Below are 15,934 nucleotides of genomic sequence, written 5' to 3'. Positions count from 1 at the left end.
TTGCGGCGCATCATCTATTAAGAATGTAAATAATGCTCAAAACCGCAGTTCACCCCGGGAATCTCTATGCAGGAATGCTACCTTTCTGCTTTTTTGCCTCTTTTTTAGCAATAAAGATAACTTTAGTTACTTCAGCAACGACTTCCCCTGCTTCATTAGTAATCTCGACTAGAAACTCGGGGTGAATCTTTTTCTTTTCTTCTACCTCTTGGCGAATTTGTTCCACTTGCTCTAAGGATAATGAGAATTTGGCATAAATAGGGCCTTTTGCTGGTATTTTATAACGTATTGAGGCTGATTTATCCCAGACAATATATCCCTTACCCAATAATTGCATAAACATGAGCATGTAAAATGGATCTGTCATGGAATACATCGAGCCACCGTAATGGGTGCCTACATAATTTTTATTCCAAAAGCGCATTTTCATCTGTACAACAATGTTAGTGAAATCAGGGCTAAAACTTTTAACACTGATTCCTGCCCCAAAAAAAGGCGGCCATATCCACATCAATTTTAATATGGTTGAGAATTTCATAAGGGACTCATTGGGTAGTGATATTTTCTTAAATTATTAATTATAGAGTACCACGGCAAGGAATATATTTATAACTTGTATTTTTAGGCCTATGTCCAAAAATAAGTTTTTACGGAGAGAAGGGGATTGCAATTATAAGCTATTAATATCGTTATTAAGCTCTTTAATAATCTGCATCACCGAATCATCCATAATCGTTTTTTTGGTGTCACTGTAGATAAGATCAAACAAAGGACAGGAGCTTTCACTAATATGGCCCATTGGTTCTATAGAGCTGATATCCCTTTTGATTTTCGCAAGGATGTTCTTTTTATCAAATGAGAGATGTTCCAGGCCGATAAGCTTATCTATGGTATTAATTAAGGCGGAGGATTCAAAGGCCATGAAAATGCGTTCTTCTTTGAGTTTTTCTTTAATCAGTTGCAACATTTCGGGAGAAGCTTCATTTTGGAAAAAAAAGTATTTAGAATAAACAGTTCCTTCCGTATCCTCCTTGATTTTACTTGATATTCTTATTGCCTCAGCGGTACTTTGGTTTCTTAGGAAATCGCCTATGCGTTTAATCAATATGCTATTAAACTGATGGTAATTGTTATCTAATTCACTGGTAATTGAGCTAATCGTCAGCAGTTTCGCGCGCACATCAATAATACAATAGAAGATAAGAACTACTGCGGCATTAATAAACGTTTCCGAGATGATGGTCAAAAAATTTTCATTCAATGTGAAGAGGGGGAAACTATTTTTAAATAAGCTAAAGGTCAAGCTTGGTTTCGATGTCTCGGTCACAATAAAAATGAAATAAAAAACAAGACCTAATATAAAATATTTATGTCGAACTATTTTTTTCCAGAGCATTTCTTAGATATTACTTCTTAAAAAGGTTGAAAAGCATAGAGGAGTAAACTCACCCAACAACCTGCTAATTATAATTTAATGTGGCGCATACATCCAGCACTTAGCAACATCAAGGCCTACTTTCAACGTAATCCCCCAACAGATAGAGAAATTTTAGAACGTCTGAATTCTTTTTGTACAACGAAAAGATGTGCTATTATTTTATCATAATGAAATAATTAAGGCCTTTATGTATATTAAGAAGGATGGCGAGGAGATTAGCCTAGAGGTAAATGAAGAGGGCATCGTCAAAGATAGCGAGGGTACTTCATACTATATTACTGGCAATAACCATATCTCTCCGGCCTTAGCGGTATTTGCCGGGAACATTTTTAAAAAATTATTAGGTGACTATCAACCTGATTATTATTTCACCTCAGATAATGAGAGAGCCTGTAATTTACTAGACGATTTTGCGCATTTCCAGTTATCGCAAAGTTCTCCTCTTAGCGTTGAATATAAGGGGAGTGATTATCCTTTTGACCGAATTAAAAATTTTTCTGCCATCATTATAGCAGGTTATTATTTGGGCGAAATTGATTGGGATTTTACTAATATTGGACTTGTCCCGGCCCAGGGGAATGATGCTAACCGCTATGATTTAGTCGCTGTAAGAGTTGACCCTGGTCATAGTTTTCAGTTTAGGCGAGTAGTTGCCTTTAATATTGAGCACTTTGAAGAGGTTTTGAATGACCCGTTTCGCATGGTTATCGGTGGTATTAATTACCAAGCATTTAGAGATGGGCACACCGAAGGAATAAATGAGTATTATTTTAGTGATTTATTTGAAGATTTGTCAGCGACGAGTGATGAGTTAGAAAGCTCCGATGAGAGTGCTCAATGGGATAGTTTTACTACCACGGGAGCATTAGCTCCTTTAAATTATCTTGGTTATAAAATTCCTGAGCTTAAAGAGCTACTTAATAATGATGATGAAATTAAAGAACTAATGAAGAAAATTTTATATTTACCCGATGAATTACTTATAGAGCTTGCAAAGAAATCAGGTGTGGGTCAAAAGGAAATGGCCCCCATAATTAGCGTTCTTTCTCACCGACGCTCGCGTTTTGAAGATATTTTGAAAGATAATTATAGTTATTCCTTTTCTATGCAAGATTGGGATATTTATTTTCCTGAGGGAAAAACTAGTGATGAGCGGGGGAATGAACCTGCGACACTATCGTCTATTTCACCGTTCACCCCTATGATTGAATTCAGTACATCGAATGTTGAACCCATGGAGTTAGATGAAGTGTCAGCAGCCCCTGGGGCGTTCCAATTACTCAACGCAGGAGATTCAGGGGAAAATGAACATCCGCAGCCGCCTTTAGTTAAGCAATTAATATCTACTGAACGAATGAAGGAGAAGCATGTTAATTTAGAAGAAGTTCCAAGTAGACCCAAGAGAGCGAGGAATGAAAAAGAAAGCGAGGAGGAGTTGGCAGAAGAGGGGCCTGCAGTTAAAAAAAGAAAGCCTCAGTCACTTGGATTTTTTGTTAAAGCTCCTGAATCTGATGAGGATAGTGCCCAAAATGATATGGTACCGGATACTTCCTATAAAAATCCTTAATGGCCTGATTTAAGTGCGTTTATAAATGGGGGCAATAGGACCAAGATGCGCTAAAGCCAGAGTCACTTGCCTGGTGTTGGGATTTGCTTATGTAAGGTATTCGAGGTTCCTGCATCGTCGATTTGCTGTTCATAAATGAGCACCAGAACACTTCCTTGATGTACCTCTAAATGAATTTCTGCGGCTTTACTCCGATTAAAGCAAGAGCTTGTTCCTGGGAAGCTTAAATGGGTGGCATTGAGCTCCCATTGCAATCCTTTGGAGGAGAGAGTGGCTTGGGGGATACCCATTAGTGAAATTTTGGTTTGCATGGGCAATATACAATTTAATTGCGCGTCCTTATTCAGCACCAAACCAGTTATGGGTGGGGAATATAAAAGACAATTAGTTTCTAGAAAAATATTAATATTATTTAATATGTGATCTAAGTAGCCCCCATTAACTCCGACGACAATCGCCGGCAATAAGTCTTTTCCTTTTAGGTAGGCCAAGGCTTTTTGATAATCATTGCTGTTTTGCTCTGGAAGGCGTATGTGGGGATAGTTTTCCAATAGTTCAGGTAAAACCGAATCCAAATCACCGATGATTAACTCAGGATGAACTCCCAATTCATGCAGGCTATTTGCCGCACCGTCAGTGGCAATTATGGGTAGCTGCAGGTGCATGAAGAAGGATGAGGCAGGTAAGTCCCCATTAAGGCATAGTATAGAGCGATAGCTGGCTAAATTAAGGGCGTTGAGCATCATAGCGTTTCTTTAATAAGATTAGTAGGAGGCTAATCAGCAAACCGGCAATATTGGAGCTAATGACGAAAAAGGAATTGGTGCCACTGCCGTATATAATCCAGGCTATAGAGCAAATCAGATAGTTAATGAGCATTACCATCGATAAATCTTGGGTGGATTTGGTTTTAATGGATTTAATAATTTGTGGTAATAAGCCAATAAACGAAGTAACAAAAGCAACAATACCAGAACACATAATAAGAGACACATTTTCCTCCGCTCAGACGAATGAGATCAGGTTCTAAGGGTTGGTTTATCCTCTCAGCCAGATTGTTAATGGCACCCCTAATGTATAAATATTATTCTATCATGAATGATGTGGCCTGCCAATATGAGAGCAGCGCGGCGGAGATAGAGGGGACATTATTGACTGGTTAATCTTATTTGCAAGAAAATGCTTTAACTTGTTAGACTAGAGAAACGAAAGTTTTTATCCAGGAGGAACCTATATGATAACGATTGATCTGCTTAAAAATCATCAGCATACTTTGCCCGATTTAGCAAAAATATGGTATGAAGGCTTAGGACGTATCTGGTTACCTGAGGTGTCTCTAGAGCAAGCTGCAGAGCGCTTTCGAGATCACGCAAACTCGGATGCAATGCCATTGACTTATGTGGCGCTGCATGAAGGCAAAGCGGTAGGTATGTGCAGTTTACGTGAAAACGATGGTATTCGTCCTGATTTAACACCTTGGTTAGGTTCTCTGGGGGTTGATGAAGCGTATCGTGGCCAAGGTATTGCGCGTCAATTAGTGGAAGTTATCAAACAAGAGGCAAAGGAATTTGGTTTTAGCACGCTGTACCTCTTTGCCTTGGATCATACCATTCCTGAGTACTATCAATCGTTAGGGTGGGAAATCATTGGCACCGATAAATTCAGAGAACATCCCGTGACGGTCATGAAAATATCTGCATTTTAATCAGCTGATTTTATTCATATTTTGATTGTTTTGTATTAATTTTTTGTAGTTGGATTATATCCTAAGTTTACTTGCACTAGCGAAAATTAGTTCACTAGTTCGAAATATAATTTAGGAGAAACTCTAATGAATAAGGATATTTTTGACGGAAGTTGGAATGAGGTCAGTGGTAAAATGAAACAAATGTGGGGTAAGCTGACTGATGATGATCTCAAAAAAATCGAAGGTAATCACGAAGAGATCTATGGTAAATTGCAAAAGCACTATGGCTATACCATGGATGGGGCTAGAAAATTAGTACGTGATTTCCAAAAAAGTAAATTTCATTAAGAGTTTTAATGAAACAAGCAAAAAAGCCCACACCACGGTGGGCTTTTTTGTTTTAATACATCAGCGCAATAATCAGCAAACCCGTTGCGATAAATCCGATTAAGGCTAAACTCGAATTTCCGCCAGGAATAAGATGGCTTTCTGCTGCCATCACACAAGTTTTTCTCCCCTTCCACGCCATAATTGCTGGCAAGAGTAATAATAAAATCACACAGCAAACCCCTGCATAGCTCAATGCATGTAAATAGATTCCTGGATTTAACAGCACCACCGCTAGGGGAGGAAGAAAGGTTAAGGCTAGGATGTATTTGCCTTGGTTCCCTGATTTTTTTAGCTTTAAGCCATCAGCAAGAAAATCAAAGAGTCCTAAAGAAACGCCTAAAAAGGCAGTAAGCATGCAGATGGAGGTGAAAAATCCAAAAAAGCCACTAATCCATTGGCTTTGCACGGATTGACTTAGTGCTTCGGTTAAGCCACTGGTGGCATGTTCTGAACTCATAAGAGCGATAAGTCCCTTGTCTCCTTCACGAGCAACTACGCCCATGATCACCGCATCCCAAACAATGTAACACGCCAGCGGGATTAATGAGCCTAAAAGTATTACGCGTCTTAATGAACGGATATCATCGCCAAAATAATCTCTTAAGCTGGGGATAATGGATGCATAACCAAAGGAGGTAATTAAGATCATCAATGTTCCAGTAAATGCGCGAGCAGACCCACCGGTTAATCCTTCAGATGAGGCATGGGGACTAATGATTACCACTAATAGGGCATAAATGCCCAGCTTACCAAACATTAATCCACGATTGACGTAATCTACGGAGCGAATCCCTTTGTATACAATTAAACTAAAAAGAATGGTGAAGAGGATGGAGGTAAGGCTGGTGGGTAAATTAATACCTACCTTATGCAGTAAGTCGTTAAAAACATCACTTCCTCCGGAAATGTAGGCAGAAAGTAAGGTGTAGAGTAAAAACAGGTAGGTGATCCAGGCAATAATTTGTCCGGGCAGACCTAAAGTTGATTTTGCCATAGAAATCATATTACTGCCCGCAGGAAGACGCAGATTGACTTCGAGAACTAACAGAGCGCCTGCCGTCATGACTAACCAGCAAAAAAATAAGAAGAAAATAGAATTAGTAAAACCTACTTCAGCTGTTGATACTGGCAAGGCCAGCATTCCACCACCTATCGAGGTACCTACAATGAGTAATATCCCACCGATTAATTTTGAATTGGTCATGTGATATACGCCAGAAATGCTCAAATATAGAGCAATATGCTACTTTATTTTTCAATTAAAGTCAAGATTAGACCTTTTACTGGCCTACTTAACCTCCCCATAATCCCCAGAGTTCATGTGCTAAAAGTAATATGGAAATTAGGAGCACGGCAATCTGAGTTATTTTACCACCAGGAACAATAAAGGTTGAGCTGTGGTTTTTCCTTCCAAAATAACACATTAATGCCGGTAAAAATAGTAGCAAGATAATGCAGAAAATGCCGGCATAACCTAGGGCATGAATATAGGCGCCAGGATAATAGATTACGATTAATAATGGTGGCACAAAGGTTAATAAAAACAATCCAACGCCATGACCACCATGGGTACGTAATTTCAAGCCATCAGCGAGAAAGCTGTATAAACATAAAGAGACCCCTAAGAAAGCAGTAAGCATACAGATGGAGGTAAAGAAATTAAATAAGGCACTAATGGTAGGGCTTTGCACTCGGTTTGACAGCAGGGAGGCTAGGGCGCTGGTCGTGTGCGGGTTTTGCATCAAGCTCTCAAGGTTTTGACTGCCTTCAGCAGGAATCGCACCCATAATTACCGCATCCCAGGCTAAATAACAAAATAAAGGGATTAAGGAGCCAATAAGAATAACTTTTTTTAGCTGTTTGATGTCGTCATCAAAATACTCTCTTAGATTGGGGACGATAATCGCAAAGCCAAAGGAGGTGATTAAAATCATTAGGGTGCCACCAATATAACGTATATCCCCATGCTGGAAATTATGTACGTCAATGTAGGGTGCAATCAGAACAATTAATAAAAAATAGACGGCTAATTTACCAAACATCAGGGCACGGTTGGCATAATCGACATAACGAATTCCACCATACACAATAAGCCCAAACAAAAAAGTAAATAAACAACTGGCTTGCCAATCGCTAAGGTGCAAACCGATTTTATCGAGTAAGCTATTTAAAACATCAGCACCCCCTGAAATATAGGCGGAGAGTAGGGTATAGAGTAAAAATAAATAGCTTATCCAGGCTGCGAGTAAACCATAGTTCCCTAAGGTGGCTGACGCCATAGAGACCATATTTTTACCTTTGGGTAGGTACAGATTGGCTTCCAGGATAAAAAATGCTCCTAAAGTCATAAAAACCCAGCATACGAATAAAAAAGCAGAGGACTGCCAAAAACCAGTGGCGGCATTGGCAACAGGAAGGGCGAGCATGCCACCTCCTATAGAGGTTCCAACAATTAAAAGAACTCCACCTAAGAATCGTGAATGCATTAGTACACCTTAAAACATCGTTGAATTGTAGCCCGTATTAGCGCAGCGTAATACGGTGATTTTGCTCTATCCTATCCCGTATTACCTGCTGTGAACAGAGGAAGATAGGTTTTTCTTATTTCATCGCGAAATTTACTTTATTGGGCCTCATAACACAGCATTTTTGCGGAGTTCTGCCAATAAACCATTGAATTTCAATGCGTCGATTAAATGCACTTCCATGGATAAATGCATTATCGCCGACGGAGTTCTTATCGCCATAGCCTTCCGGTTTTAAGCGAGTGGCCTGAACGCCATTAGCCCATAAGAAGGTCATCATACTTTCTGCCTGGGCCTGGGATAATCTGGTTTTACGGTATTCGGTGCCTACATCATCGGTAAATCCTGCAACATAAACGGGGTTATCAGGATAGAGTCTCAATAGGTCAATGATATGGTTAAGACCAACATAGCGTATTTCATTGAGACGAGGGCTTTCAAACATGAAATACTTATCGGTGGGGATAATCAAGGTCATGGTATCGCCGTATTGCACAAATTGAATATCGCATTTGGTCAAATTTCTGATAATACGGTGCCTGGGATTGGTGCCTGAACCCAAGATAGCACCTACAGTGCCCCCTACAGCGGTACCTGCCAGGGCTCCTGGAACGGTTCCTGTGGCCGCAGCCCCAATCGCTGTTCCCATCGTGGCACCAATTATTGTGCCACGGGCAACCTGGTTTCGAGGTTTAAAATTATTATAAGGAGGATGTGCACAACTACTTAGTAGACAAGCAATTAGGCCACTGTAAATGATTTTTGTTCTTGTTAATTTGAGTGGCATGTACACTCCTTAGTTTACGCGATTTTATCATTATTAAACATCTAGTTAAATTTCGCAATGTAGAGACGTGACTTGGAGGGGAGAATTATTCAGTGCAGCCATTAAAATGTTCTAATGGCTGCAAAAATGTAAATTAATAAGTAAGCTGGCTATCGACTACCTCAACAAGTTGCTCTGGCATTTCGGGTGCTTTAGGTTGGAAAAATGAAAGCAATGCTTTTTCTGTAACATATTCTGTGCTATGGCGAGCAGTGCCTTTAAACTCACCAAAACACTCGAGGCAATTGCTCGTGGTTTTCAAAAACATGCCACCCACGGCTATTGATACGGCCAGGCCTAAAGTGGGTTGTACAATCAACATGGGTAAGGCAACCAGGAAAATAGAGGCATACATCGTGATGGCGGCTGATGCCCAGAATGTAAGTTCGCATATTTTATAACAGTTATGGAAGAAGGCACTAATTCTTCGCGCATCGTATTCGCGACCTATCGCTTCATTTGATGCTTTAAAAAATTCGTCTAGTGGACCTAAGACCACGGGTTTTTGGGTTCCCATTTGATGGGCAGTTTTTAATAAGTTAATATAGTTTTGATAACTATGGATGACTGCATTTTGCGTTTTTTCATTTTTTGCGGCACGCAAAGACGTGTTGTAATAGTTTTGGATTACATCGATGTGTGCTTTTATTTCCTCGGCAACGTCTTTATCGTTGATTATCTCGGTAAGTGTAGCTTTTACTGTTTCTAATTGGTCATGGAAAGCATTAATACGGGTTTTAGCGTCTGTATAATATAAGGGCATGATCGCTCTCTTTTAAAAATTAATAAGGTTTGTACACATTATTACAACAGTCGGCTAGACGACATCAAGTGGTTTTATAACACAAAGAGCGAAAAAACCAAAGTAAATGGTCTCTTTTTGCACTCATGATGGATTAGCTTGGAAGCGACATAAGCTTTGAAACGAGCATTGTTGGCAAATTGTTAATTGAGCTGGCTGGGGGGCGCAATGACCTTGTTGAAACTCTTCTGCTAAATGAGTTAATTGATTGTGCCAATGGTCCCGACAGTCTTCCCAAGTCTCATCTTTTTTTAATGTGCTAATACCACTAATTGCATGTTTTTCTTCACTAAAACCACTGCAAACAATTTTTCCGGCTTTTATTTGTATTAAGAGCAGGGCATTAATTTCTTTATCTAATAATGCATACAGTAATAATTGTGGTTCTTTCGGGCGCTCTTCATACCAAGGCTTGCTACTAGGAAGGCTGCTTTTATAATCTATGACCCATTTTTTATCTGCAACTTCATCAAGTCTGTCCACACGAACATTGAAGTCCAGGCCGGCCAAATTAATGGTGAATGACTGCTCCAAGGCGGAGATAGTAAAAGGACTACGTTGCTTTTCCCATTCCAGATAACTTAGGGCTAAGCGTTTAAGACGGGTATATTCCACGGTGCGTACCAGTTCAGGGAACGTTTCTGGATGCTGTTGGGTCAAGGGTTCCAAAGCCATATGAATTGCGGCATCAATATGCTCGTCTAGACTGGCAGCATTTAAGGTAAATAACGCCTGTTGGTTTTGTAGTTTTTGCCATAACAACTCCATGACCTTATGGATTATTTGCCCTCTGGTTTTTGCATCCAGCCCATCCGTGGTTTGTGATGATTCTTTGGCACGTAAACGATGCTCAGCAAAGGATCTAAACGGGCATTTGGCCTGATTCGCGAGTAGTGCTGTCCCTCCAGAAATTTGCTCTTCGGCTTTGATGGGCAGCAGAAACGATTCGTCAATAGCGATTAACTGAGTTTCTTGTAGAAGATTAGTTTCTGCTTCTAAACGAACAAATTCAGGATGCCCGGTAATTAAAGAGCAAGGTAAATTAGGGGTATCCCCTTGTAATTCGGCATAACTAAATACTACTGAGTTGGCACATTGTTGCAAACGGTTTAGTGTTTGTTTTGCAAAGTGCAATTCTCGCGCAGGAAGACTATGGGGCATATGTCGGTCACGTTGTAGCTGGGGTGGGATAAACGCTGATAAACTTACTTTTTGTGGTAAGCATTGATCGGTTAGGCCCGTCATCCATAGGTGATCAAACTCACAGCCTGAAGCTTCCAATAAGCCGGATATTTGAATGATCGAGTCGGTTTTTTGAGCTTGGAAAATCGTGTTTTCTACCAGCTGTTCAAAAGTCTCTAATGCTTCTGTTTTCGTTAAACGAGGGCAGAGTATACTTAGCTGCCGCAATTCATCAAAAAGAAGGGAAAATCGGGAAAAACACTGATAATTAGCAGAACTTAATCCATAATCTCCGGGAAAAGCAAGAGTGTTTAAACGTTTTTGGAACAGTTCTATCCAATCCTGCACGGAGGCGTCGTTTGGGTAGGTGCTGATTTGGCTAATTAGGGCCGCAAGCTTAGGCGTATAGGTTTCCAGCTCGTTAATAAACTGGGTAAAGGGAATGTGTTGATCTTCTAACAGAACACTATTTTGCAGATATTCAGCTCGAGCAAGGAATTCTTCTTTGGCACCACCAAGGTATGGTGATTGCAGTAGCAATGCCGCTTGGTGCGCACTTATGGATTTGGCATCCAGATTTAGCCAGCAGAGGGCATGAGCAACTAGTGGGAATTCATTTAAGGCCTGCCCTAAAGAGACATTCAACACCGCCGGATCAAAATACTGTGCCAAGAGCCGGCGAACTGCCGATGGCTTTTGTTGTAAATCAGGAATCACCACGCCAATACGCTGACTCCCTTCCTGGATTTTTAAGTGTAACCAGCTGATTAATTGTTGATACTCTTCTTTTTCATCGTGTGCTGCCAGCAATTTGACATCAGTGACTCGCGTGGGTAGGTCGTATTGGTACTGGGGAAATCCTTGTTGCTCCAGGTGTTGTTGTAGCAGGCTTTGTTGTGGGGTGAAATCATCAAAGCATGCCCAAATTACCGGGCCAGATAATAAGGGGCTGTAAGCATTAATTAAATAAGGGACGAGCTGGCATTCGGCAATTAAATTTTTTTTATTCAGGTCTTTATTAAATGCTTGCCACCATTGTTGAAATTGCCGTGTTTGTGGTGTGTAGTGAAAATGTGGATCATCTGAGGCAATTTGCCATAGCTCACAACGCTCCCAAGCGCTGATTACCGCCTGCAATAAGCCTTCGCTGTAAGTAATATTCGTACGTGATTTAATTAACTTACGCCAGAGATACTGGCATTGATGGCTATTTAATAGGGTAGGGCATGTTTCTACTGGGGCAGTAAAATTAAGCTGAGCATAGGCTTTTACCAAGGCAACGCCATAGGGCAGGCAAATAGGTTTATCTATCGTGTTGCGGTTTTGCGTATGAAAATATTGCCGGGTTATGGCATCACTAAGTCTGTTGTTGGGCGTTATAACCGTTGCGCCTTCGGCTAATAAAGCAAACAGTTGTTCTTTATTGTTTAAAACGTGCATCAATGAGCCATACCCCATATTTAGGGGCCATTTTGTCTCTTTGTGGCAAAATGTAAATAACCCCTGGTTTTATATTTTCTTATGATGCGTTGTATGTACTTTATGCAAGGCTTTACCCCGAGCTTGAGCGGATACGAATCGTGGCAGACGCATGTTCTTTCTTTTATCGGTATGTAAGACATCGTATACCAGCCATCCACGTAAATACATAGCGGCACCTCCTGCTGCAATAGCAAGTAAGAAGCCGAAGAGTATATAGCTGTATGCGAGAATGACAAGATAGGAGTAGGCTAAATTTTTAAAACTACTGACTGAAAATAAGGCTGCACTTCCTTTGTCCATAAAGAAGAGCAGACCTAGGGCAAAAAAAGGTAATGATACGAGAACCATTAAAAAACCGATAACAAAGGTTTTAGCCATATAAGGTTTCGGACAGTGAATGATTTGTTTACCAAATAGTGCGCCCGTGGCAGAGGCAACGATCATTCCCACGATAATTGCTTCAAAGAGTGGTACGTAGTCTTCAATTCCTATTAGTGAGAGAAATGCATCAATCAAAATGGTTCCAACTACGGATAATAATCCAAAGTATATTGCACCCAGCAAACGAGGGTGGGAAAAATACAGTGCTTGATCGTGTGTTTTCATGATCTGCTCCTAAGCAACGCGCATATATGTATAATTTTAGTACATTTGTTGGGTTGAGTTTGACTTAACGGTGAATAAAAGATAAAGAGGTATCAAAATGCCCTGTAAAAAGTATATAATGGAGTACAAATAATTATAGATTTTAAGTTATGCAAAAATTTGGACACTTCATTTTAAAATTATTTGGCTGGAAAGTCGTTGGTAAGTTACCTAAAGATAAAAAATATTTGGTTGTGGTTGCTCCACATACCAGTAATTGGGATTTCCCGATTGGACTATTTGCCCGTTTTTCCCTTGGCGTAAAAATTAATTTTTTAGCAAAAAGCCAGCTCTTCTTTTTTCCGTTAGGCCTTCTTTTAAGAATATTAGGCGGAGCACCTGTCGATCGCTCTAAAAAGAATAATGCGGTTGATAAAGTGGTGGATTTATTTCATTCTCAAGATGAATTTCGACTCGCGATTACCCCTGAAGGTACACGTGGACCGGTAACTCGATGGAAAGAAGGCTTTTACCATATTGCTTGTAAAGCACAGCTTCCTTTAGCTATGGTTGCTCTTGATTATGCGTCGAAAGAGGTGCGCATTCGGGAAGCATTTTGGCCTACTGGCGACATCAGTGTGGATTTTCCACAGATACTAGATTACTACCGCCAGATAAAAGGATGTTATCCCAAAACCGTGCCAGAGTATTTACCTTACAAGAAAGATTAATAGAGAACCAAGATACACTCGTCCCGCATGTAGTAAGGGACTTTTGATAAGTTTTTTGCTGCATTCAGGAGCTCCGTCGTCGTAAATTCTTCAGGACGCCGTGCCATAGACTAACATTACTTTTTTATAAAAAGCCAGGGATTCAGGTGACGTGAAAAAGAACATAGTATTAACCGCCAGCTTATTGCTGTCTCTTCATTGTAATGCTGCTGATCTAATGAGCGTGTTTCAGCAGGCATTGACCCACGACAATATATACCAAGAGGCTATTCTCAGAACTTTATCTAATAAAGAAGATATTGCTATTAGCAGAGCAGATCTGTTACTCAATGCGAATCTTGAACTTCAGCCTTCTGCAGATAAACAATACAGCTATGGCGCGATAGTGCCCGAAATCCAGCCTCCACGTAATACTTTACGCAGTTACGAAATGCGGCTTAGCATCACGCAGCCCATCTTTAATTTTGGTGCTTTTTCTCGATATAAGACTTCTAAAATAGCTGCGCGCGAAGCTGTAGCACGCCTGAATTCTGAGTTACAAGATTTAATGTTACGGGTTAGCGATGCTTATTTTAACGTGTTACGCAGTGAAAAAAGAGTAGCTTATCTTAAGGCGCATCAAAAAGCGTTAATGAGGCAATTGTATGATGTGGAGCAAAAACTTAAGGTAGGAAAAACCACTCAAAGTTATGTCTATGTGGCAAAGTCCTCTTACAGTGCGGCAGAGTCTGATCTTATTTCGGCAGAGACTCAGTTGGCCTCCGATAGGGAGTATTTAACGCAACTTACCTCTTTTGAATATTCTTCTTTAGCTGATCTGCACAAGAGAATACCTTTGCTTTCTCCGCAACCCGCCAGTATGGATAAATGGGTGCATAAGGCCCTAAGCGGAAACTGGGTGGTTAAGGCTAATCAATTAAAATTACAATCGTCTCGGGAAAAAATAAAGGCCCGCTATGGTGAGCATTTACCCACCGTTAATGCTAAATTATTGTACGATGATAATGCATTTCACTATTCCGAAGGAAGTTTGATTGTTGCCGCAGGTTCCAGCCGCGTACGTAACGCTGGCGCATTTCTTAATGTAAATGTCCCCATTTACTCCGGAGGATTGGTAGTTGCTGCTACACGTAAAGCTAAATATAACTTTCGCATCGCTCAGCAGAAGCTGGAACATTCTGTTCGCGAGGTAACTTATGAGACGCGTAAAAGTTATCGCAATATTTCCGCAAATATTAAGAAAATTCGCTATGCAAGTGATGCAATTCAATCAGCGCAAAGCTCTTTGGATGGCCTAAGACAGCGTTATGTCTCTGGGGCAGGCAGCTTAACTGATGTTTTAACACAACAAACGCAATTACTGGATGCTCAAATGCATTATGAGTCCGCTCGCTATGATTATATTATTAACTTATTACGGTTGAAAAAAGAGGCAGGTACCTTATGTGCGGAGGATATGCTGGCGGTGAATCGATGGTTACAACATAGTGAGAAATCTTAAGTAGTGCCAATCTAGTCTGTATTATCACAGCGTAATACGAAATCTGTACACCATACCGTCTGATATCGATTTGGCAGTTAATCCAAAGTCTTACGATAAAACTTATAGCTAATAAATATAAGTACTATAGCAAATATAATAATGGGCCATATATTAGGTAAAATATCAATAAAGCCTGAATTCTTTAACATGACATCCCCGCTAATTTTCAGAAAATAGGTGGCGGGAAATAAATCGCTAAGCCATTGTGCCCAAGTAGGCATGGAAGCTGTGGGAAATAAAAAGCCTGAAAATAAAACTGCAGGGAGCGTATAACTTCCGGCGATTTGTGCTGCTTGGAATTGGGTTTTTGCAATACATGAGGTTGCGATTCCAAAGGACAGGTTCGCAATAATAAAAGGAAATGCGGCAAGAGCAAGCAATGGGATGCTGCCGTAAAAAGGAACTTTAAAAAGAAAAATCGAAACAAACAATATAGAAAAAAATAGAATATAGCCTAAAAGAATATTAGGTAATAGCTTACCGATGATGACTTCAAGGGGATAAATGGGGGTGATCAATAACATTTCCATAGTACCACTTTCGTATTCTCCGGTAATGGAAATGGCCATTACTAAAGCCAGAGATATGGTTAATATAGTGGCTAATAAGCCTGGGAGGGTATGATATTGAGCTTTAACCGCGGGATTGTATTTGGCATGGGTATCGATAACAAAACCTGGTTCTTGGGGTTCAAGATATTTTAAAGGCCCATACGCAATTTCTTTTAAGGTATTTTTTGCGATTGCTGCAGAAGCATGGAACGCATTATTAATCACAGTAGGATCGCTGGCATCTCCTTCCAAAAGGATATGCGGTGAATCATTGCGAATCAGATCGCGAGTAAAATCCTGGGGAATATGGATGACAAAATGGACAACCCCTTTTTTTAATAAATTATCCGCTTCAACTTCGTCTTGAATGACGTCTTTAATCTTAAAGTAACTGGTATTACGAAACGATTGTATCAAGCTGTCGGTGATTGGGGATTGGTCTTTGGCGACCACAATAGTCGGGATATGGCGTGCATCGTGATCAATAATCAGACCAAACAATACCGCTTGCAAAAAGGGGGTAATAAGCACAAAAATGTAGGTGCGGTAATCACGTAATATTACTCGCAACTCCTTTTTGAACATGCCCCATAGCCGCAAAGAGCGATAATTTTTAAAGTCCATA

Annotated in this window: 16 protein-coding genes and 1 riboswitch; of the genes, 5 read left to right on the top strand and 11 right to left on the bottom strand. The window is 40.3% G+C overall.

Going from position 1 to position 15,934, the window contains the following annotated elements; all coding sequences use genetic code 11:
* Positions 1–64: 64 nt before the first annotated feature.
* Both ACD661_RS07145 and ACD661_RS07140 read right to left on the bottom strand, forming a co-directional pair.
* A complete protein-coding gene (locus ACD661_RS07145; protein ID WP_400187138.1) occupies positions 65–538 on the bottom strand; it encodes a DUF4442 domain-containing protein in 474 nt (157 codons plus the stop codon).
* A 132-nt stretch (positions 539–670) separates the two neighbouring features.
* A complete protein-coding gene (locus ACD661_RS07140) occupies positions 671–1,246 on the bottom strand; it encodes a hypothetical protein (protein WP_400187137.1) in 576 nt (191 codons plus the stop codon).
* 379 nt (positions 1,247–1,625) lie between these two features.
* On the opposite strand from ACD661_RS07140, the gene ACD661_RS07135 reads away from it, so the two are divergent.
* Entirely contained in the window at positions 1,626–3,005 is a 1,380-nt protein-coding gene (locus tag ACD661_RS07135) for a hypothetical protein (protein WP_400187136.1), read from the top strand.
* 62 nt (positions 3,006–3,067) lie between these two features.
* Here the strand turns inward: ACD661_RS07135 and ACD661_RS07130 are convergent, their stop codons facing one another.
* Positions 3,068–3,748: a thiamine diphosphokinase gene (locus ACD661_RS07130; RefSeq protein WP_400187240.1), complete on the bottom strand. Its 681-nt coding sequence runs from the start codon at positions 3,746–3,748 to the stop codon at positions 3,068–3,070.
* The gene (locus ACD661_RS07125; RefSeq protein WP_400187239.1) at positions 3,732–3,986 is read right to left on the bottom strand and encodes a SemiSWEET family sugar transporter; all 255 of its coding nucleotides are present in this window, start codon (positions 3,984–3,986) and stop codon (positions 3,732–3,734) included. The genes ACD661_RS07130 and ACD661_RS07125 overlap by 17 nt, the downstream gene beginning before the upstream one ends.
* A riboswitch (TPP riboswitch) is annotated at positions 3,985–4,087 on the bottom strand. Its footprint overlaps the gene before it by 2 nt.
* 152 nt (positions 4,088–4,239) lie before the next feature.
* On the opposite strand from ACD661_RS07125, the gene ACD661_RS07120 reads away from it, so the two are divergent.
* Together ACD661_RS07120 and ACD661_RS07115 are read left to right on the top strand one after the other, a co-directional pair.
* The gene (locus ACD661_RS07120; RefSeq protein WP_400187135.1) at positions 4,240–4,710 is read left to right on the top strand and encodes a GNAT family N-acetyltransferase; all 471 of its coding nucleotides are present in this window, start codon (positions 4,240–4,242) and stop codon (positions 4,708–4,710) included.
* Positions 4,711–4,836: 126 nt separating this feature from the next.
* On the top strand, positions 4,837–5,040 hold the full coding sequence (locus tag ACD661_RS07115) for a CsbD family protein (RefSeq protein WP_400187134.1): 204 nt from the start codon (positions 4,837–4,839) through the stop codon (positions 5,038–5,040).
* A gap of 52 nt (positions 5,041–5,092) precedes the next feature.
* Here ACD661_RS07115 and ACD661_RS07110 read toward each other — a convergent pair whose 3' ends face one another.
* The 6 genes from ACD661_RS07110 to ACD661_RS07085 form a co-directional block, all read right to left on the bottom strand.
* Positions 5,093–6,286, bottom strand: a complete 1,194-nt coding sequence (locus ACD661_RS07110; RefSeq protein ID WP_400187133.1) for an amino acid permease — start codon at positions 6,284–6,286, stop codon at positions 5,093–5,095.
* An 88-nt stretch (positions 6,287–6,374) separates the two neighbouring features.
* Positions 6,375–7,568 carry an amino acid permease gene (locus ACD661_RS07105; protein WP_400187132.1) on the bottom strand — a complete coding sequence of 398 codons (1,194 nt, stop codon included), beginning with the start codon at positions 7,566–7,568 and terminating at the stop codon, positions 6,375–6,377.
* A gap of 115 nt (positions 7,569–7,683) precedes the next feature.
* Positions 7,684–8,394 carry a C-OmpA-like family protein CmpA gene (gene cmpA, locus ACD661_RS07100; protein WP_400187131.1) on the bottom strand — a complete coding sequence of 237 codons (711 nt, stop codon included), beginning with the start codon at positions 8,392–8,394 and terminating at the stop codon, positions 7,684–7,686.
* A 133-nt stretch (positions 8,395–8,527) separates the two neighbouring features.
* A complete protein-coding gene (locus ACD661_RS07095; protein ID WP_400187130.1) occupies positions 8,528–9,196 on the bottom strand; it encodes a DUF5638 domain-containing protein in 669 nt (222 codons plus the stop codon).
* A 123-nt stretch (positions 9,197–9,319) separates the two neighbouring features.
* Complete coding sequence (locus ACD661_RS07090; protein ID WP_400187129.1) at positions 9,320–11,857, bottom strand: PD-(D/E)XK nuclease family protein; 2,538 nt, start codon at positions 11,855–11,857, stop codon at positions 9,320–9,322.
* 69 nt (positions 11,858–11,926) lie between these two features.
* Positions 11,927–12,505 (bottom strand): hypothetical protein, encoded by a 579-nt coding sequence (locus tag ACD661_RS07085; protein WP_400187128.1) that lies wholly within the window; start codon positions 12,503–12,505, stop codon positions 11,927–11,929.
* 149 nt (positions 12,506–12,654) lie between these two features.
* Between ACD661_RS07085 and ACD661_RS07080 the strand changes: the two genes are divergently transcribed.
* Entirely contained in the window at positions 12,655–13,215 is a 561-nt protein-coding gene (locus tag ACD661_RS07080) for a 1-acyl-sn-glycerol-3-phosphate acyltransferase (protein ID WP_400187127.1), read from the top strand.
* Positions 13,216–13,366: 151 nt separating this feature from the next.
* Entirely contained in the window at positions 13,367–14,716 is a 1,350-nt protein-coding gene (locus tag ACD661_RS07075) for a TolC family outer membrane protein (protein ID WP_400187126.1), read from the top strand.
* Between the two features lie 77 nt (positions 14,717–14,793).
* Here the strand turns inward: ACD661_RS07075 and ACD661_RS07070 are convergent, their stop codons facing one another.
* Positions 14,794–15,933: an ABC transporter permease gene (locus tag ACD661_RS07070; RefSeq protein ID WP_400187125.1), complete on the bottom strand. Its 1,140-nt coding sequence runs from the start codon at positions 15,931–15,933 to the stop codon at positions 14,794–14,796.
* Between the last annotated feature and the right edge of the window lies 1 nt (position 15,934).

Origin of the sequence: Legionella lytica (assembly GCF_044626755.1) — a bacterium.
Classification (GTDB): Bacteria; Pseudomonadota; Gammaproteobacteria; order Legionellales; family Legionellaceae; genus Legionella; species Legionella lytica_A.
The sequence above is the reverse complement of the archived record's forward strand: the minus strand, read 5'-3'. Positions and strand labels throughout refer to the sequence as shown.

What these genes read in the sequence shown, in the direction of transcription:
- ACD661_RS07125 (WP_400187239.1), bottom strand. Translation starts at nt 3,986, where the DNA reads ATGTGTTCTGGTATTGTTGCTTTTGTTACTTCGTTTATTGGCTTATTA.
- ACD661_RS07110 (WP_400187133.1), bottom strand. Translation starts at nt 6,286, where the DNA reads ATGACCAATTCAAAATTAATCGGTGGGATATTACTCATTGTAGGTACC.
- ACD661_RS07080 (WP_400187127.1), top strand. Translation starts at nt 12,655, where the DNA reads ATGCAAAAATTTGGACACTTCATTTTAAAATTATTTGGCTGGAAAGTC.
- ACD661_RS07095 (WP_400187130.1), bottom strand. Translation starts at nt 9,196, where the DNA reads ATGCCCTTATATTATACAGACGCTAAAACCCGTATTAATGCTTTCCAT.
- ACD661_RS07145 (WP_400187138.1), bottom strand. Translation starts at nt 538, where the DNA reads ATGAAATTCTCAACCATATTAAAATTGATGTGGATATGGCCGCCTTTT.
- cmpA (WP_400187131.1), bottom strand. Translation starts at nt 8,394, where the DNA reads ATGCCACTCAAATTAACAAGAACAAAAATCATTTACAGTGGCCTAATT.
- ACD661_RS07105 (WP_400187132.1), bottom strand. Translation starts at nt 7,568, where the DNA reads ATGCATTCACGATTCTTAGGTGGAGTTCTTTTAATTGTTGGAACCTCT.
- ACD661_RS07115 (WP_400187134.1), top strand. Translation starts at nt 4,837, where the DNA reads ATGAATAAGGATATTTTTGACGGAAGTTGGAATGAGGTCAGTGGTAAA.
- ACD661_RS07070 (WP_400187125.1), bottom strand. Translation starts at nt 15,933, where the DNA reads ATGGACTTTAAAAATTATCGCTCTTTGCGGCTATGGGGCATGTTCAAA.
- ACD661_RS07085 (WP_400187128.1), bottom strand. Translation starts at nt 12,505, where the DNA reads ATGAAAACACACGATCAAGCACTGTATTTTTCCCACCCTCGTTTGCTG.
- ACD661_RS07130 (WP_400187240.1), bottom strand. Translation starts at nt 3,748, where the DNA reads ATGCTCAACGCCCTTAATTTAGCCAGCTATCGCTCTATACTATGCCTT.
- ACD661_RS07135 (WP_400187136.1), top strand. Translation starts at nt 1,626, where the DNA reads ATGTATATTAAGAAGGATGGCGAGGAGATTAGCCTAGAGGTAAATGAA.
- ACD661_RS07090 (WP_400187129.1), bottom strand. Translation starts at nt 11,857, where the DNA reads ATGCACGTTTTAAACAATAAAGAACAACTGTTTGCTTTATTAGCCGAA.
- ACD661_RS07120 (WP_400187135.1), top strand. Translation starts at nt 4,240, where the DNA reads ATGATAACGATTGATCTGCTTAAAAATCATCAGCATACTTTGCCCGAT.